Origin of the sequence: Salinicola sp. CR57 (genome assembly GCF_003206585.1) — a bacterium.
Classification (GTDB): domain Bacteria; phylum Pseudomonadota; class Gammaproteobacteria; order Pseudomonadales; family Halomonadaceae; genus Salinicola; species Salinicola lusitanus.
The window spans coordinates 105063-122960 of sequence record NZ_PZJL01000012.1 but is presented as its reverse complement, the minus strand read 5'-3'; the positions used below and the strand labels follow the sequence as shown (position 1 = coordinate 122960).

Here is a 17898-nt window from a genome sequence, read left to right as displayed (position 1 = left end):
GTCATAGCACCATGTGAACCCGACCGGTCGCTTTCAGATCCTGGAACAGCGCATTCAACTGCTCCTCTCCGGTGGCATGAATCACCACGCGGAGTGACTGGAATCGGCCATTGCGGCTGTCCGACAGTTTGATCGACGCCGTATCGAATCCCGGCGCATGACGCTCGATCACGCTGCTGACGACCGCCACGAAGTCATCGGAGGCGTCGCCAACCACCCGTATCGGGTAATCGCAGGGGAACTCGACCTTGGGTCGGGGAAGATCAACATCGCTGGGAGTCTGGGTCATGGCATCTGAGCATGGAAGACATTTCCGAGCATTCTACTCAACATTACCCGACTCACCAACCGAAGCCGACCCAGCACGCCGGGGGAATTCTCCCGGAGCGCTGGGTGAGGCACCGCCCGAGCGGCGCCTCGGCAGGGCTCAGTTGAACAGCCCGGTCACGAACAGCACGATGGAGTCCCAGACGCGCTTGAAGATGCTGCCCTCTTCGACGCTTTCCAGCGCGACCAGCGGCTCCTGACCCAGCACCTCGTCACCGGACTTGATCTCCAGCGTGCCGACCTGCTGCCCGGCCTGGATCGGCGCATGCAGCGTCTCCGGCAGATTGAGGCGTGCGGTCAGGTTGTCGGCACTACCCCGGGGCACGGTCATGCTGACCGCATCCTTGACGCCGAGGCGCACGGTGTCGCTGTCGCCGCCCCAGACCCGTGCCTCATTGAGCACGGAACCGGCGTCGTAGAGCTTGCGGGTCTGGAAGAAACGGAAACCGTAGTTGAGCAGGCGTTGGGTTTCCGCCGCCCGCGCCTCATCGGAATTGGTACCCATGACCACGGCGATCAGGCGCGTGTCCTGCTTCTTGGCGGAAGCGACCAGACAGTAGCCGGCGGCTTCCGTGTGTCCGGTCTTCAGGCCGTCGACGTCCGGATCACGCCATAGCAGGCGGTTACGGTTGGGCTGGCGAATATCGTTATAGGTGAAATATTTCTCGGAGTAGACCTGATAGTGATCGGGAAAGTCCTTGATGATATGGCGCGCGAGAATCGCCAGATCGTGGGCGGACGAATAGTGCTCTTCGTGCGGCAGCCCCGTGGGGTTCATGAAGTGGCTGTTCTTCATGCCCATGCGCTGGGCCTGCTGGTTCATCAGGTCGGCGAAGGCCGACTCGCTTCCGGCGACGTACTCCGACAGCGCCACGCTGGCGTCGTTGCCAGACTGCACGACCACGCCGCGCAGCAGGTTCTCCACGCTGACCTGAGTCCCCTCCTGGATGAACATGCGCGAACCGCCAGTGCGCCAGGCGTTCTCGCTCACGCTGACCATGTCGGTGTCGGAGATGCTGCCACCGTCGATCTCTTGCTCGACGATGTATGCCGTCATCATCTTGGTCAGACTGGCTGGCGGTAGCCGCTGATCGCCGTTGTGATTCACCAGCAACTGGCCCGTGGAAGCATCCATCAACACCCAGGAAGAAGCTGCCAGATCCGGCGGCGACGGAATCAACTGACCGGGCTCAGGATTGGTCGCGGACATCTGGCTATCGGGGGTCGGCTGCTGGGCGCTGACCGGCGATGAAAGCAGTCCCAGACACAATGACGCCGAGATGACCAGACGTGAAACAGACGAAGTGAACAACGCTTTCATGACAATCGGGTTCTCACTGAAAGAGGTTACTGAGTGGGCGCCACCAGCAACACCTGGCCGTAGCCGGCGTCTCGCAAGGTAGCTCTGATGGAGTCGAGCGACGCCAGGTCTTCGATGGGGCCGACCTGGACACGATAGAGAGGGGACGCATTGTCAATGCGAACCGGCCGCGACAGCAAGCCCTGGAGGCGGCTTTTCAGCGCCTCTGCCCCGGCCAGCGAGCCCAGCGCGGCAACTTGAACGTAGCGCTGCCCGGCGGACGAACTCGCAGCACCGCCGGAGGAGGACGTGGCACGGCCGGGCCGCGCAGAGACCGCGCTTGCGGTTCCACCGTCGCCGGCCGCCGCGAGAAGAGGGTCGATCGCCGCCTCGTAATCCGTCGCCGTGCCGACGCCCGACTTCGAATCGGCTGACCGGTTCGGTGCGGTCGGCTTCGAAACCGGAGCCCCCGACACAGGCCGGGGCGATCCCGACCGCGATGCCAACTCGGCCTGCTCGGCACGCCCCCCCGCCGGGCTGGACCGACCATGAGTGCGCGCCCAGGCCACGGGGTCGATCGCCTCCACCTTCACCCGCCCCGTTCCGCCCTTCAGGATTCCCAGCCGGGCTGCGGCCGCGTAGGAGAGGTCGATCAGGCGATCGCTGTGAAACGGGCCACGATCGTTGACGCGCACGATGACCTTGCGACCGTTGTCGAGGTTGGTGACGCGGGCGTAGGTCGGCAGCGGAAGCGAGCGATGCGCCGCCGACATCTTGTACATGTCGTAGGTTTCGCCATTGGCGGTGTCGTAGCCCTGGAACTTGACCCCGTACCACGACGCGCGACCTTCCGCCGAGTAGCCGGTCGGGTCGTCGAGCACATGATAGGTCTTTCCCCATACGCTATACGTCGAGCGGTTGCCACTTCTGGATCGGGGCTCGACCCTGGGCACCGCGTCCGGCACGTTGGCGACATCCTCGGGAGAGTCGGGATAGGCGTCCTGGTCCATCGCGTAACGACCGCCACCCTGCTGGGAGCCGCCACCGCCGGCACACCCCGCCAGTATCGATACCAGCAGGATCGCCGGCAATCCGCGCCGAGCCAGGCCACGCCCCCTCATATCCCCTCATCCATGGCCGTCTGAATGCGCTGGGCCAGCGTCGCCACCGCCATGGCGTAGAGATGGCTGTGGTTGTAACGTGTGATGACGTAGAAATTGTCGAGCCCCATGACGTAGCGGACGTGGCCGTCGGCGAAATCCAGCGCCAGCGGCACGACCTTGTCCTGCGGCTGCAGGTTGCCCGCCGTCGGCTGGATACCCGCGCGCGCAAGCGCCTCGACCGTAGTATCCGGCGGCTCGGTACGGTTGAACCTCACATCCGGAGGCATCGCCTCGGGGCCACTGGCCTCGACCAGCACCGCCTGGTGGCGCTGCCAGCCATGCTCGCTGAAGTAATTGGCGATACTGCCGATGGCGTCGACCGGATTGTTCCACAGGTCCTTCAGACCATCGCCGTCGAAATCGACTGCATAGGCCTGGTAGCTCGTTGGAATGAACTGGGGATATCCCATGGCGCCAGCGTAGGAGCCGTAGAGCGTCCCGGGGTCGACACCCTGCCCCAGCGTGATCTCGAGAAAGGCCTCGAGCTCGCCACGGAAGAATTCGCCCCTCGCGGGATGGTGAAACGCCAGCGTCGACAGGGAATCGAGCACACGGTGGGTTCCCTTGTGCCGGCCGTACTGAGTCTCGACGCCCAGAATCGCCACGACGACTTCCGGCGGTACGCCGTAGCGCCGTTCGGCGCGTTCCAGGGCTTCCCGGTTGGCCTCGAGAAAAGCGACCCCCTGCCTTATCCGCTCGGGCTGAATGAAGATGTCGCGATACTCGTCCCAGCGAAGCCGGCGCTCGGCCGCATGGCTCATCGCCTCCAGCACCTGGGGCCGATACTTCGCCGCCCGCATGGCGGCATCGAGCTCATCCTGCGACATCCCCTGGCGAGCCAGCGAATCGAGCATCGCCTTCACTTCGGGATGAGTAGCGGGATCGAAGTTCTCGTCGCCCTGCGCGACTGCATTCGCCATGCTCAGCAGCCCCGCCAGCAGCAGAGTGAGGCTGAATCGAAATTCTCGTCTCCAACGCAGCGGCATGCGTGACTTGCTCCCTGATTGCGGCTTGCCCAGCGTCAGTGTGTCAACAGCCGCCGGTGCGTATGAATCGACATGAGAATACCGAACCCGGCCATCAAGGTCACGCTGGAGGTCCCGCCGTAGCTGACCAGCGGCAGCGGCACCCCGACCACCGGCAGGATGCCGCTGACCATGCCGATATTGACGAACACATAGATGAAGAACGTCAGCACGATGCTGCCGGCCAGCAAGCGTCCATAGGTATCCTGGGCATTGTTGGCCATCACCAGGCCTCGCGAGACCAGCAGAAGGTAGAGGATCAGGATGGTGCACATGCCGATCAGCCCGAACTCCTCCCCGAGTACGGCGACGATGAAGTCGGTATGGCGCTCGGGCAGAAACTCGAGCTGAGACTGCGTCCCCAGCCCCCAGCCTTTCCCTTCCAGTCCCCCGCTGCCGATCGCCGTCTTGGACTGGATGATGTTCCAGCCGGCGCCCAGTGGATCGCTCTCCGGGTTGAGAAAGGTCAACACCCGCTGCCGCTGGTAGTCATGCATGTTGATCCACAGTAGCGGCATCGCGCCCCCGGCCATGGCCACCAGCGTCAGGATGAACTTCCAGGAAAGCCCCGCCAGCAGGATCACGAAGACGGCAGCACAGGTGACCAGCAACGAGGTCCCCAGATCGGGCTGGCGCGCGATCAGCAGCACCGGGACACCGACGATCACCCCGCAGACCAGAAGATCGCGCCATGTCGGCGGCAGAGGTCGCCGATGGAGGTAGGCGGCCAGCATCATCGGCATGGCGATCTTCATCAATTCCGAGGGCTGGAAGCGCAAGGGGCCGACCTCCAGCCAGCGCTGGGCTCCCATGCCGATATCCCCCATGATCTCGACGGCGACCAGCATCAACAGCCCCGCGCCATAGGCGACCGGCGTCCACCGAAACAGCGTGACGGGCGAAAACTGGGCGATGGCGATCGCCCCGAGCAGCGCGACTCCCATGCGCGAAGCCTGGGCCATCGTCGTCGAAAACGACATGCCGCTGGCGCTGTAGAGTACTACCAGACCAAAAGAGATCAGCAGCACCAGAATCGACAGCAGCCAGGGATCGAGATGAATGCGCAACCATATCGAGCGCTTGCGCCCGACTCGGGCGCGTTGCGTTCGCGGTGCCACGCGCTGGAAATCAATCGCCATCGATACTCTCGACTTCTTCGTTGACCGTGGTGTCGGGCCAGTCTTTCAGCTGTCCATCCGGCAACAGCCAGGCGTCGGTCAATTCACGGCCCAGGCCGGAGACACCGCCACCGGCGTTCTCGACGATGACCGCGATCGCGATCTGCGGGTCCTCCACCGGCGCAAAGCCGATGAACAGCGCGTGATCGCGGAGTCGCTCCGTCAATTCATCGGCGTCGTACTTCTGATTCTGCCCCAACGAGAATACCTGAGCGGTGCCGGTCTTGGCCGCCATCTGGTACTTCAGGCCGGCTCCCGCCTTGCGAGCCGTGCCCTCGGACCCGTGGAGTACCGCTTCCATGCCCTTGTAGACGTCCTGCCACCAGCGGGCCTGGTCGACCTGGACATCCGGCTTGGTGCCGGCGAAAGGCGGCTGGATGGCTTGGTCACCGATCTCCTTGGCCAGATGCGGCCGGACCCAGTGGCCATGGTTGGCCAGCGTCGCAGTGGCCGCGGCCAGTTGAAGCGGCGTGGCCATGAAATACCCCTGGCCGATGCCCGCGGAGAGCGTCTCGCCGGGATACCAGACCTGGTTGTATTTCTCGCGTTTCCATTCGCGGGATGGCATCAGCCCTGCTGACGCGCCCTGCACATCCAGCGATGTTATCTCGCCGAAGCCGAACTGGTGCATGAACGCGGAGAGGCGATCGATGCCCAGCCGGTAAGCCATGGTGTAGAAGTAGGTGTTGTTGGAGACCTCCAGCGCCCGCTCGAGATCGACACGCCCATGACCCCAGCGCAGCCAGTTATGATAGCGCCGCGTATCGTTGGGCAACTGGAAATAGCCCGGGTCGTAGATGACGTCATTGGGCTTGACCACTCCATCCTGCAACGCCGCCAGGGCCTCGAAAGGCTTGACCGTGGAGCCGGGGGGATACTGGCCCCGAACCGCCCGGTTATACAGGGGCAGATCGAGATTCTCCTGCAGCGCCCGGTAGTCGTCGTAGGAGATGCCGGTGACGAACTTGTTGATATCGAAACCCGGTGCGGAAACCATCGCCAGGATGTCGCCGGTCTTGGGCTGAATCGCAACGATGGCGCCACGTCGACCATCCAGCAGGTCGTACGCCATATGCTGAAGACGGCTGTCGATGGTCAGCGTGATGTCCTTCCCGGGTACCGGCGGGTCCCGATCCAGCTCCCGCAGAACTCTTCCCCGGGCGTTGGTCTCGACCTTGCGAAGACCCGCCTTGCCGTGAAGCTGATCCTCGTAGGTGTACTCGACACCGGTCTTGCCGATGAAGTGGGTGCCGGCGTAATTTCCCGAGTCCAGGTCGGCCAGCTCCTCCTCGTTGATTCTCCCGACATAGCCCAGCACATGCGACATCACGATGGGATCGGGGTAGTAGCGCATCAGCTGAGCCTCGACCTCGACGCCGGTAAGCAGGTACCGGTTTACCGCCAGGCGCGCGATCTGGTCCTCGGTGAGGTCGCTCATCAGGAGCGCCGGCTGGTAAGGCCGCTGACGCTGCCGGGAGCGTTCGCGAAAGGTTGCCACCTCGTCCTCGGGCAGATCGAGAATATCGATCAGCCGCTGCAGCGTGGTATCGAGATCATCGACACGTTCGCGCACGATGGTGAGGTTGTAGGTTGGCCGGTTTTCCGCCAGCAACTTGCCGTTCCGGTCGTAGATCAGACCGCGTCGGGGAGGCAGCGGCTCGACCCGCATGCGGTTGTTGTCGGAGCGGGTGATGAAGACGTCGTGCTCGATGACCTGCAGGTAGAACAGGCGGGAAACCAGTGCCCCGGCCATCAGCACGATGACCAGCGCGGCGACCAGCGAGCGGTTGCGGAAGACACGAACTTCCTGCTCGTGATTCTTGACGTTCGCGCGGCGCTTACGCATGACGAGAATGGCGGCTCAGGGCAAGGTAAGCCCCGGCGCGGGCAAGGCGTCCAACGGCGTCGCTGTCGGCGGTATCGAATGGAAACAAGCGACTGACTCTCTGACTCAACGGTGGTACGGGTGCCCTGTGAGCAATGTCCAGGCGCGATAGAGCTGCTCTGCCAGCACGACCCGCACCAGCGGATGCGGTAACGTCAGTGCGGACAGCGACCAGGAGTGTCGAGCGCGGGTCACGACCCTTGGATCGAGACCATCCGGGCCGCCGACCACCAGGGCGATGTCCTGCCCTTCCAGGCGCCAGGCATCCAACTGTCGGGAAAGCTGCTCTGTGGTCCAGGCCGCTCCTTTGACCTCGAGCGCCACGATACGTTCCTGATCTCTCAGCTTTTCCAGCATCCGGTCGCCTTCGGTCTGGATGGCCCGCGCCACGTCGGCGTTCTTGCCACGGGAACCGGCTGGAATCTCGACGATCTCGAACGGCATCTCCCGCGGCATTCGCTTGCGGTACTCATCGACACCGGCCTCGACCCATGCCGGCATGCGCGAGCCGACCGCCAACAGCCGGATTTTCATCCCCGCAACTCTTGTCGGTCCGAATCACCGGTGGCTCGCCGGGAGTCGGCGGGCAGGTCGGCCCAGAGACGCTCGAGATCGTAGAGCTGCCGGGTCTCGGGCATCATCACATGTGCGATCACATCACCCAGGTCCACCAGCACCCACTCTCCGCTCTGTTGTCCCTCCACGCCCAACGGGCGAAGGCCGGCCTCCTTGGCTTTCTCGATCACGTTGTCCGCCAGCGCGGAAACGTGCCGCGAGGACGTGCCGCTGGCGACGACCATGACATCGGTGACGCTGGTCAATTCAGCCACGTCCAGCTCGACGACATCGCGCGCCTTCAGCTCCTCGAGCGCGTCCACCACCAATGATTTAAGCGTATCTGTCTGCATAGCTCCTCGTCATATAACCCCTTCCGGAGAAAGGAATCGCGACCCCCGGGATCCGGGAGTCGCGCATTTTACGCGGATAGGCCATTAACGCCAGTCCCCTCCTCTCGATATCGCTCATGAATGGCGATAGAGGGCATGACTGGCGATATAGCGCTCCACCGCTTCGGGAATCAGATAGCGCACGCTGAGCCCCTGCTGCAGACGCCACCGTACCTCGGTGGCGGCAATGGCCATGCGGCTCGGCAGCCGCAGCCGCAGCAGGTGCCCGCCGGGGGCGGCCATCATCGACTCCACCGTCGAGACCTCTCGACCCTCGATCAGCGACGCCAATGCCGGTTCCAGCGGAGCTTCGTAGTCGGGCCGGTCGATCACCACGATGTGCGCCAGTGACAACAACCGATCCCGTTGGTGCCATTCCGGGAGCCCTAGAAACGCATCGTGACCCACAGCCATGATCAGTCGCGCCTGCTCGCCCCACTCCTCGCGCAGCGACATCAGCGTATCGATGGAGTAGGAGTGCCCCGGACGCCGCACTTCCCGATCGTCGGCCACCAGTCCCGGCGTGTCGCCGATACCGGCTTTCAGCATCGCCAGGCGGTGCTCGGCGGAAATACCCGGTGCCTTGCGATGCGGGGGGACATGGGCCGGAATCATGTGCACCGCATCCAGCGCCAGCGCCTCTCCCAGCTCGACGGCACTACGTAGATGCCCTACGTGAACCGGGTCGAACGTCCCGCCCAGCATCGCGATTCGCGGAATCGAGGAGCCCGGCATGTCAGCTCCGCACATGGCCGTCACCGAAGACGACGTATTTTCGCGTGGTCAGGCCTTCGAGACCGACAGGACCTCGGGCATGAAGCTTGTTGGTGGAAATGCCGATCTCCGCTCCCAGCCCGTATTCGAAGCCGTCGGCGAAGCGCGTCGAGGCATTGACGATCACCGAACTCGAGTCCACCTCGCCGAGGAACCGCCTGGCGAGGGTCAGGTTCTCGGTCACGATGGCGTCGGTATGCTGGGATCCATGGGTGTTGATGTGATCGACGGCCTGATCGAAATCGTCCACCACCCGGATGGAGATGATCGGTGCCAGATACTCCGTCGCCCAGTCCTCGGGGGTTGCCGCCAAGGCATCGCCGACCCACTCCTGGGTGCGCGGGCAACCACGCATTTCCACGTTCTTGTCGCGATAGATGGCCGCCACCCGCGGTAGCACCTGACCCGCGATATCGGCGTGGACGAGCAGCGTCTCCATGGTGTTGCAGGGAGAGTAGCGCTGGGTCTTGGCGTTGTCCGCGATCGCCACCGCCTTGTCCAGGTCCGCGCTGGCATCGATATAGACGTGGCAGACGCCATCGAGGTGCTTGATGACCGGCACCGTCGCCTCGCCGGCAACGCGAGCGATCAACGACTTGCCTCCACGCGGCACGATGACGTCCACGAACTGGGGCATGGTGATCAGCTCTCCCACTGCCGCGCGATCCGTCGTCGCGACGACCTGCACGGTGGCGGCGGGCAGGCCGGCATCCGCCAGGCCATCGCTTATGCACTCGGCGATGGTCGCATTGCTGGACGCCGCTTCGGAGCCGCCGCGGAGAATGCAGGCATTCCCCGACTTCAGGCACAGGCTCGCCGCCTCTACGGTCACATTGGGACGGGACTCGTAGATGATGCCGACCACGCCCAGCGGGACTCGCATCTGCCCGACTTGGATTCCGCTCGGCCGATAGCTCAAGCCATCTATCTGACCCACCGGGTCGGCAAGCGCAGCGACCTGACGGACGCCGAGGATCATGGCATCGATCCGGTCGGGGGTCAGTGCCAGACGATCGAGCAGCGCATCGCTCAAACCGTTCTCGCGACCACGGGCCAAGTCATCCCGGTTGGCCGCCGCCAACGCCGGCCTGGCGCCATCCAGGCGCGCCGCAATGGCCTCGAGCGCGGCGTTTTTCCGACCGCTGTCGACACGCCTCAATGCGGCACTCGCAATGCGAGCCTGCCGCCCCAGGTCCTGCATATATTGGGCGATATCCTCGACCCGATGGGTCGTAGTCTGCTGCATGGTGTACTATCTCTTGTCAGTGGTAGCCCGCAACGAACGACGCTCGGCGTCGCATCGAGAGCGTCTCGACCGGCCGCGAAGCTTGGCATCGAACGGACGATAAGGCTTTGTCCTTGATCGCAATTGACGCTATACGGCTGTTCTCGGCACGTGCGATAGTGAGAGACGAATCGAGCAAGCCATTCGCAATCGGTCCAATATAAGCCACCATGCAAAGCAAGTACAAAAGCCTCGGCTCACGAATCCTACTGTCGCTTCTGTTGCTGCTCGCTCTGCTCACGGGCTGGCTGGCGGAAGGCGCCATAACGGTGGCGGCCTGGGGCAGCAGCATCGCGTTTGCGGTGCTGATGATTGGCCCCTCTCGCCTCTCTCGCTGGGTTCCCGTTGCAATCGTCGTGTCGAGCGTCGCCATGCTTGCCACCCTCCAGCCCAGCAGTCACATCTGGTTGTGGATACTGCCGCTGTGCCTGCTGGGGATGTCAGGCAAGCCTGGGCCCGCGCTCAGCGGGCTGATCTATGGCTTGAGCCTCGTCTACATCGGATGGACCCTGCCGCTACCCACCGCCATCGTTGCCGGCCTGTCGCTGGCCATCGCCTGGCTGCACTGCCTGGAGCGTCGGACGAGCCCCACGGCGACACCGGCGCACGCCACGTCGAGCTGGCTGCTCCCGGTTGCCCAGCTGGATGGCGACATTCAGCGAGAACTGAAGCGAGCCGAGCGCGAGGCGTTACAAGCGGAAGTGGTGGTTTTCGGCTGTGCTCGCTCGACGGCGGCTGACATGGCGACCCTGTCCCGCCGCCTTCAGGAAACACTGGCGCTCTACGAACGCGCCTACCGACTCAATGACTACGGTATTGCCGTCATTCTGGTAGCCTCCGATCCGGAATCGGCTCGCCAGCGACGTCAGCAGTTGCGATATGCGATTGCACCGCACAAAGAGGTGTGGTCGACGCCCTTGACGGAGATCGGGGATCGCTTCGCGAGTTACCATGGCAAACGATCCGCTGCGGTTCCGGAGGTGCAGCCTTGGCATTGAGCCGATACAAGTTGATCGCCCATCTTCTCACGCTGGCGCTATTGCTGGGTCTTGCCGTGTGGGAACATTTGATGCGCCACTACGATCTGATACTCCCGCCCACATTGATGGCCATCGCGCTGCTGATCTCTGTGCCGCTGCAATACCTGGGCCGTCTGCGTCCTGCTGTCACCGACCATATCCTGCTGGTCGGCGGCTTGATTCTTTGCGCTCTGGAGGCCCCGGGCAGCCATAACCCCATGTTGTGGCTGGGACTATCGATCACGCTCGGCTATCTGCTGCTGCCCCCCTTGCCGGCCCTGCTCCTGACGCTGCTTCTGGTACCACTATGGCTGTTGCTGCTCGGCGATGCGCACATGACGGCCATCAATCTGATGTTCGGCTGGTGGTTCTCTCTTGCGGCGGCGGCCCTGACGCTGCTGCCTGGCGGTACGCGCGCCCTGCGGTTCACGCTGAGGCCATGGCGAGATGACACGCAGCCCGCTGGAGAGTTCATCTCCAGGAGTCTCGATATGGAGGTGGCAAGGGCGTCCGCGCTCGACCGACCACTGAGCGTGCTGGTGCTCTACATTCCACAACTGGACCAGGCCGGCGACCAGTTCGGTGGCCACATGCGCGAGATACTGTCGGCGAGTTTCAGCGAAGTGATTTCCGACAACAGCCGCCAGAGCGATCTGCTCGGTGAACATCATGCCAATGTCTTCTGGCTCATTTTGCCCAACGCTGGCGAGGCGGGGGCCGTGGCAGCCGCCAAGCGGCTCTCGAATGCCGTGACGTCGGTCGCACATCCGGAGATCGGATCCCTGGAAAGTTTCAGCCGTGTCTGCACACTGCGCGCTCAGGAGAGCGCCGACCGCTTTTCGCAACGCCTGGAAACTGCCGCCAACAAACTGCTGGAGCCGCAAGCTTGAACTTTACTCACTGGCTCTACTCTCTCGCCCCCCCACCGGAACTGCTGCTGCTCATCATCTTCGTAGTGGCCTTGGTCGAGTCACTCGCGGTCGTCGGTATCGTCGTCCCTGGCGTGGTACTGCTGGGTGCGGCAGCCTCGATCGCCGGGCATGACGACGTTCCGCTGTGGTCGGTTCTGATCGTCGGTATCCTGGGCGCGTTCGCCGGCGACAACCTGAGTTTCTGGCTGGGCCGTACGCAGCGCGACCGTATTCCGTACTGGTGGCCGCTATCGAGCCATCCCCAGTGGCTGGCACGAGGCCACGAATTCTTTCAGCGCTACGGCATCCTGTCAGTCATCGTTGGCCGTTTTCTCGGGCCGGTCCGCCCTTTCATTCCCATGATCGCCGGCATGCTGGCGATGCCGACGAAACGCTTCACCCTCGTCAACCTGGTCTCCGCGATAGCGTGGGCGCCGGTCTACCTGCTACCCGGCTACCTGCTCGGCCGCTCGTGGGAGGAGTTGATGCAGTTGCCTCCCGGTGCCGAACGGTGGCTGCTGACGCTGTCCGTTTCGCTGCTGGTGCTGGCGCTGCTGTTCTCGTGGATTCGATATCAGCTCAGTGGGGAGGGCCGTCTGCACGGCTGGCTGGAGAAACGCATGGCGCGCAGCCCACGACTCTCCAGAGGCTGGCATGCGCTGTGCTCGCCATCCCCAGCCAACGAGTTTCCGCTGGCCTCGTTGTCGTTACTCGCGACCAGCCTGATCGCCTTGATCGTCTGGACCACCTGGGTCCTGATGCACAGTGGCCCGCTGCCGATGGACCAGCAGATTCATTCCCTGGCCAGCCTGCTGCAGCGCAACTGGCTCGTCGGAACCAGCGAGGTCCTGGCCAAGGTGGGCGATGCACTGGGCATCGGGGTCCTGATGGCGCCCTGGCTCTTGTGGCTACTGCTGGCAAGGCGCTTCGCCGCGTTGCTGCATATCGCCGGTGCCCTGATTCTCGTCGCCACCGTCAACACGGTGTTCAAATCCCTGGCGGGGCGAGCCCGCCCGGATACACCGGATTACCTGACGGGATCGATGTCCTACCCCAGCGCCCACACCTCGACGATCGTGGTCGTGGTGGGACTGACGGCCGCTTTTGCGGCCCAGGTGATACCGCAGCGCTATCGCGGGTATGCCTATTGGCTGGGTATTGTCGCGTGCGTCCCCATGGCCCTGTCCCGGCTGGTGATTGGTGTTCACTGGGCCAGCGACTTGATCGGCGGCGCCCTGCTGGGGCTGATCGTCTGCGCCCTGACGCGCATCAGCTATCAGCATTTTCAGCGGCCAGACCGCGACATGCCTCCCTGGCCCTGGCTCTGTGCGGCCTCGCTGACACTGGAGGTCCTTCGCGTCGTCCTCTTCGCCCCCGTCTAACGCCTTTCGTGCTTGCTCAATCGCCCCAGCGCGGCATCAGCGTCTGGGGCACACCCAACTGGTTGAGAATGCGTGCCACGACGAAATCGATCATCGCCTGGACGCTGTCCGGGCGATGATAGAAACCGGGAGCGGCCGGCAGTATCACGCCACCCATGTTGGTCAGCTTCAGCATGTTGTCGAGATGGACGGCCGATAGCGGCGTTTCTCTGGGAACCAGGATCAGCTTTCGCCGCTCCTTCAGCGCCACATCGGCGGCACGTTCGATCAGATTGTTGCTGGCGCCACAGGCCACCGCGGACAGGGTGCCGGTCGAACAAGGGCAGACGACCAGTGCCTGCCACTCTCCGGAACCGGACGCCACCGGCGCCATCCAGTCCTCGCGACCGAAGCAGCGCACCTGCCCCTCCCCGGCACCGAATCTCGTGGTCAGGTCCCGCGCCAGCCGGTCCGGCTGGGCCGGCAGTTCGATCTCGGTCTCGACGGCGATCACACGATGAGCGGCCTTGGAGACCATCACGTAGACCTCATGCTCGGCGGCGATGAGGCACTCGATCAGGCGTAGCCCATACTGGACGCCGGACGCACCGGTGAGCGCGACAGCGATCGGTGCCCGATACGGCTTCACGGAAATCGCCTCATCGCGAACGGCCATGGCGTACCTCCAATGCCTGCAACAACTTGTCGTGGATGCCACCGAATCCACCGTTCGACATGACCACGATCCGATCACCGGATACCGCCTGTGCGACGACGTCGGCGACGAGCGCATCGAGATCGGTCTCGACGCGACTGGCTCCCTGCCCGGCCACCACTTCCGCCAGCGACCAGTCGAGCCCGGGGGGCTGATACCACCAGACGCTGTCGGCCCGCGATACGCTATCGGCCAGACGTGCTTTCATGCCCCCCAGACGCATGGTGTTGGAGCGTGGCTCGATCACTGCCAGCAACCGGCCCCCATGCCGGTCCTGGTCCAACCCCTCGAGCGTCAACGCGATGGCCGAGGGATGGTGGGCGAAGTCATCGAGAACCTGGATTCCGCCCGCCTCGCCGCGGATCTCCTGACGTCGGCGGGGCGCGGCGAATGTCGCCAGCGCTCGACAGCCATCGGCCAGGGTGACGCCCAGGCAACTGGCTGCGGCCAGGGCGGCCACGGCGTTGGCGGCATTGTGCCGGCCACTAATTCCCCAGCGGACGACATGACTTTCGCCTCCCGAAACCACGGTGAAGACGCGGCTGTCGTCCGGATCCGGCAGCAGTCGCCACTCGCTCGCGGGCAGTCGGCCGAAGCGTTGAACCGGTGTCCAGCATCCCTGGCTCAATACTCGCTCCAGGGCGGGTTCGTCATCGGCGACCAGTAGCGAGCCGTTACCCGGCACAGTGCGTACGAAGTGGTGGAACTGTCGCTCGATGGCTGCCAGGTCGGGGAAGATATCGGCATGGTCGAACTCCAGATTGTTGAGAATGGCGACATCCGGCCGGTAGTGGACGAACTTCGAGCGCTTGTCGAAAAAGGCCGTGTCGTACTCGTCCGCTTCGACGATGAACGGTGCACCGGCCCCGCCGAGACGAGCGGAGAGGCCGAAGTTGCGAAGTACGCCTCCAATCAGAAAGCCTGGCTCGAGGCCGGCGCATTCCAGTATCCAGGCCAGCAGGCTGGCAGTCGTCGTCTTGCCATGCGTCCCGGCCACTGCCAGGACCCGACGCCCCGGCAGGACTTGCTCCGCCAGCCACTGCGGCCCGGAGACATAGGGCAGCTTGGCGTTCAGCAGCGCCTCGATCTCCGGATTGCCCCGGGAGAGCGCGTTACCGACGATGACCAGGTCAGGTGCCGGCTGCAGGTTCTCGGCATCATAGCCTTCCGTCAGTTCGACGCCCATTTCCTGAAGCTGGAGGCTCATCGGCGGATAGACGTTGGCGTCCGACCCCGTTACCCGATGCCCCAGCATCTTGGCCAGGCGTGCCAGACTCCCCATGAAAGTCCCGCAGACCCCTACTACATGAATGTGCATTCGAACTCTCCCTCACATTAACCGGCGAGCCTAGCATGGCCTCCCGGGGCGGACCACTGGACGCCCTCCGGCGACGCGGCCGTCACTGCCTGCCCGGCCCAGCCGGCAAGTCAACTCGGTCGATCAGCCAAACTGGTCCCCCACTCATCCCTCAGTCGCAGAAAATTGATCGTGTCCCTCAATCTCGCCTCGTATTAACAGGCATTCGCCTTTCGGCTATGCTGGGCCCGCTTTCGTGCCCCCGGCCCTCGACAGGGAGGTGTCATTCGATTGGCCCGCCAGTTTCATCCTCTCGTGATGATTCGAGGTCGATCATTGCCAGCGCGAGACCGTCATCGAAGTCCGCACGGGGATGCGACCGAGCAAACCGGGCCGACGACGTGAGATCAGCACAACCGAACCTCAGGAGATGAGAGCCGATATGGCCAAGCACAATGCGTTCTACGCCCAGTCCGGTGGCGTCACTGCCGTCATCAACGCCAGCGCCTGCGGGGTGATCGAAGCCTGCCGTCGTCACTCGGATCGCATCGGTCATCTCTACGCGGGGCACAACGGCATCATCGGCGCGCTTCTGGAAGACCTGATCGATACCAACCAGGAGAGCGAGGAAGCGATCTCGGCACTACGCCACACGCCCGGCGGCGCGTTCGGCTCCTGTCGCTACAAGCTCAAGTCCATCGAGACGCACCGCGCCGAGTACGAGCGCCTGATCGAGGTCTTCAAGGCCCACGACATCCGCTACTTCTTCTACAACGGCGGGGGCGACAGCGCCGATACCTGTCTCAAGGTCTCCCAGCTCTCGGAGACGATGGGCTACCCGTTGACGGCTATCCACGTTCCCAAGACCGTCGACAATGATCTCCCCATCACCGACAACTCCCCCGGCTTCGGCAGTGTCGCCAAGTACGTCGCCACTTCGACGCGCGAAGCGGCACTCGACATCGAGTCGATGTGCTCGACGTCCACCAAGGTCTTCATCCTCGAGGTGATGGGACGACATGCCGGCTGGATCGCTGCCGCCGGCGCCCTCTCCGGAGAGTCCCCGCAGCAAGCGCCGCACCTGATCATCTTTCCGGAAATAGCGTTCGACCGGGAGAAGGTCATGGCGCGCATCGACGAAGCGGTCAAGTCTCACGGCTTTTGCGTGCTCGTGGTGTCCGAAGGCGCCCAGTACGCCGACGGAACCTTCCTTACCGACTCGGGCAGCACCGATGCCTTCGGCCACAAGCAGCTCGGCGGAGTCGCCCCCACCCTGGCCTCGATGGTCAAGGAAGATCTCGGCCACAAGTACCACTGGGCGGTGGCCGATTACCTGCAGCGGGCCGCGCGCCACATCGCCTCCAAGACCGATGTCGACCAGGCTTACGCCGTGGGCGAAGCCGCCGTCGAACTCGCGCTGGCAGGCCAGAACTCGATGATGCCCGCCATCAAGCGTGTCTCCGATACCCCCTACGAATGGAAGATCGAACCGGCCCCGCTGGCGGAGATCGCCAATCACGAGAAGTTCATGCCGCGGGAATACATCAGCGAGGATGGCCTCTATATCAGCGAAGCTGGCCGCCGCTATCTCGCGCCGCTGATTCTGGGCGAGGACTTTCCCCCGTTCGAGAATGGTCTACCCAAGGTCGCCAAACTCAAGAAGGCCAGAGTCGACCGCAAACTGGACCAGTTCGAACTGTAAACCCTATCGGTATCCAGATCGGCGCCGGCACCGGCGCCGACGGATTCCCCCTTTCCTCCCTGCCTCTTGTCCCGCCCTCTTCAACCCTCGCGAAAAAATCGCCTCGCACCTTCAGCCGCTTGACCTGACGCTCGCCACCCGGGATTGTCCCCATTTGGCGACACCCCATCGCCAAAATGAAAACAGTGTTCAAAAACCCTTCGATCCGGCGATCTTCGTATGTTTCGAGACTATAATCATCCGATCTACGGAAGCGGTCATGGAGTGGCGCTCTCCGAAGATCATGCCAATCGGCAAACGATAGGGACATCACAAGAGTTGCGTAGACTGCCGCATCGAACGCCTAACAGTTCGGCACTGCGGAGAGCACAGAGAGGAGCAAGGTCATGAACAAACCGATCATCATTGGTGGCGTCATTGCCGCACTGGGTATTGCCGGAGGGATCGCCGTCGGCTCCTATCAATCCTCGGAAAGCGGGCCTCGGTACGCTGAGATCGTCAGCGTCGAACCGATCGTACAGACCACCGATACACCACGCGAAGTGTGCAAGAACGTCACGGTGACCCACCAGCGTCCGGCGAAAGACGAAAACCGCATCGCCGGTACCGCTATCGGTGCCATCGTTGGTGGCGTCGTGGGTAATCAGTTCGGGGGCGGTAGTGGCAAGAAGATCATGACCGCGGCGGGTGCCGTCGGTGGCGGCGTGGCCGGAAACCAGGTCCAGCAGCAGATGCAACAGGGCGACACCTATCAGACCACCGAACAGCGCTGTAGTACTGTCAATGATAGCAAGGACGAGACCGTGGGCTACGATGTCCGGTATCGCTATGATGGCGAGGTGCATGAAGCCAAGCTGGACGACAAGCCCGATGGAGACCGGGTCCTGATGCGTGACGGCAATCCGCAATGGAATGATGACGCTCGATCCTCGTAACGAGCCAATCATCACCGTCTCTCGCTTTCGCCTTGAAGCCCCTGATGACGCCTCGGGGGCTTTCGCCATTTCAC

The 17898-nt window shown here is 63.4% G+C and carries 17 protein-coding genes; 5 read left to right on the top strand and 12 right to left on the bottom strand.

Features of this window, described 5'->3' with window-relative positions; all coding sequences use genetic code 11:
* Position 1: 1 nt before the first annotated feature.
* The 10 genes from DOM56_RS17605 to DOM56_RS17560 all read right to left on the bottom strand — a co-directional run bounded on the left by DOM56_RS17605 (position 2) and on the right by DOM56_RS17560 (position 9845).
* Positions 2-289 carry a DUF493 domain-containing protein gene (locus DOM56_RS17605; RefSeq protein ID WP_110710333.1) on the bottom strand — a complete coding sequence of 96 codons (288 nt, stop codon included), beginning with the start codon at positions 287-289 and terminating at the stop codon, positions 2-4.
* A gap of 138 nt (positions 290-427) precedes the next feature.
* On the bottom strand, positions 428-1648 hold the full coding sequence (locus tag DOM56_RS17600; RefSeq protein ID WP_110710332.1) for a D-alanyl-D-alanine carboxypeptidase family protein: 1221 nt from the start codon (positions 1646-1648) through the stop codon (positions 428-430).
* Positions 1649-1674: 26 nt separating this feature from the next.
* Entirely contained in the window at positions 1675-2748 is a 1074-nt protein-coding gene (locus tag DOM56_RS17595; RefSeq protein ID WP_110710331.1) for a septal ring lytic transglycosylase RlpA family protein, read from the bottom strand.
* Positions 2745-3776 (bottom strand): lytic murein transglycosylase B, encoded by a 1032-nt coding sequence (gene mltB, locus DOM56_RS17590; protein WP_110710330.1) that lies wholly within the window; start codon positions 3774-3776, stop codon positions 2745-2747. The genes DOM56_RS17595 and mltB overlap by 4 nt, the downstream gene beginning before the upstream one ends.
* Before the next feature lie 35 nt (positions 3777-3811).
* On the bottom strand, positions 3812-4954 hold the full coding sequence (rodA, locus tag DOM56_RS17585; protein WP_110710329.1) for a rod shape-determining protein RodA: 1143 nt from the start codon (positions 4952-4954) through the stop codon (positions 3812-3814).
* Positions 4944-6839, bottom strand: coding sequence for a penicillin-binding protein 2 (gene mrdA, locus DOM56_RS17580; protein WP_110710328.1), 1896 nt, complete (start codon positions 6837-6839; stop codon positions 4944-4946). Before mrdA ends, rodA begins: the two co-directional genes overlap by 11 nt.
* Before the next feature lie 105 nt (positions 6840-6944).
* The gene (gene rlmH / locus DOM56_RS17575) at positions 6945-7412 is read right to left on the bottom strand and encodes a 23S rRNA (pseudouridine(1915)-N(3))-methyltransferase RlmH (protein WP_110710327.1); all 468 of its coding nucleotides are present in this window, start codon (positions 7410-7412) and stop codon (positions 6945-6947) included.
* Positions 7409-7786: a ribosome silencing factor gene (rsfS, locus tag DOM56_RS17570; protein ID WP_110600214.1), complete on the bottom strand. Its 378-nt coding sequence runs from the start codon at positions 7784-7786 to the stop codon at positions 7409-7411. The genes rlmH and rsfS overlap by 4 nt, the downstream gene beginning before the upstream one ends.
* Before the next feature lie 114 nt (positions 7787-7900).
* Positions 7901-8560, bottom strand: a complete 660-nt coding sequence (gene nadD, locus DOM56_RS17565) for a nicotinate-nucleotide adenylyltransferase (protein WP_232822354.1) — start codon at positions 8558-8560, stop codon at positions 7901-7903.
* 1 nt (position 8561) lies between these two features.
* The gene (locus tag DOM56_RS17560; protein ID WP_110710325.1) at positions 8562-9845 is read right to left on the bottom strand and encodes a glutamate-5-semialdehyde dehydrogenase; all 1284 of its coding nucleotides are present in this window, start codon (positions 9843-9845) and stop codon (positions 8562-8564) included.
* 410 nt (positions 9846-10255) lie between these two features.
* Here DOM56_RS17560 and DOM56_RS17555 point away from each other — a divergent pair, with 410 nt between their 5' ends.
* The 3 genes from DOM56_RS17555 to DOM56_RS17545 all read left to right on the top strand — a co-directional run bounded on the left by DOM56_RS17555 (position 10256) and on the right by DOM56_RS17545 (position 13196).
* Entirely contained in the window at positions 10256-10882 is a 627-nt protein-coding gene (locus DOM56_RS17555) for a hypothetical protein (protein ID WP_198655831.1), read from the top strand.
* A gap of 71 nt (positions 10883-10953) precedes the next feature.
* The gene (locus DOM56_RS17550) at positions 10954-11793 is read left to right on the top strand and encodes a diguanylate cyclase (RefSeq protein WP_232822353.1); all 840 of its coding nucleotides are present in this window, start codon (positions 10954-10956) and stop codon (positions 11791-11793) included.
* Positions 11790-13196 carry a bifunctional DedA family/phosphatase PAP2 family protein gene (locus tag DOM56_RS17545; protein ID WP_110710322.1) on the top strand — a complete coding sequence of 469 codons (1407 nt, stop codon included), beginning with the start codon at positions 11790-11792 and terminating at the stop codon, positions 13194-13196. The genes DOM56_RS17550 and DOM56_RS17545 overlap by 4 nt, the downstream gene beginning before the upstream one ends.
* Positions 13197-13212: 16 nt before the next feature.
* On the opposite strand, the gene DOM56_RS17540 is transcribed toward DOM56_RS17545, so the two are convergent.
* Both DOM56_RS17540 and mpl read right to left on the bottom strand, forming a co-directional pair.
* Entirely contained in the window at positions 13213-13851 is a 639-nt protein-coding gene (locus DOM56_RS17540) for a flavin prenyltransferase UbiX (protein ID WP_110710321.1), read from the bottom strand.
* Entirely contained in the window at positions 13835-15208 is a 1374-nt protein-coding gene (mpl, locus tag DOM56_RS17535; RefSeq protein ID WP_110710320.1) for a UDP-N-acetylmuramate:L-alanyl-gamma-D-glutamyl-meso-diaminopimelate ligase, read from the bottom strand. Before mpl ends, DOM56_RS17540 begins: the two co-directional genes overlap by 17 nt.
* Positions 15209-15629: 421 nt before the next feature.
* Between mpl and DOM56_RS17530 the strand changes: the two genes are divergently transcribed.
* Entirely contained in the window at positions 15630-16889 is a 1260-nt protein-coding gene (locus DOM56_RS17530; protein ID WP_110710319.1) for a 6-phosphofructokinase, read from the top strand.
* Positions 16890-17275: 386 nt separating this feature from the next.
* Positions 17276-17824 carry a glycine zipper 2TM domain-containing protein gene (locus DOM56_RS17525; RefSeq protein ID WP_110710318.1) on the top strand — a complete coding sequence of 183 codons (549 nt, stop codon included), beginning with the start codon at positions 17276-17278 and terminating at the stop codon, positions 17822-17824.
* The last annotated feature ends 74 nt before the right edge of the window (positions 17825-17898 follow it).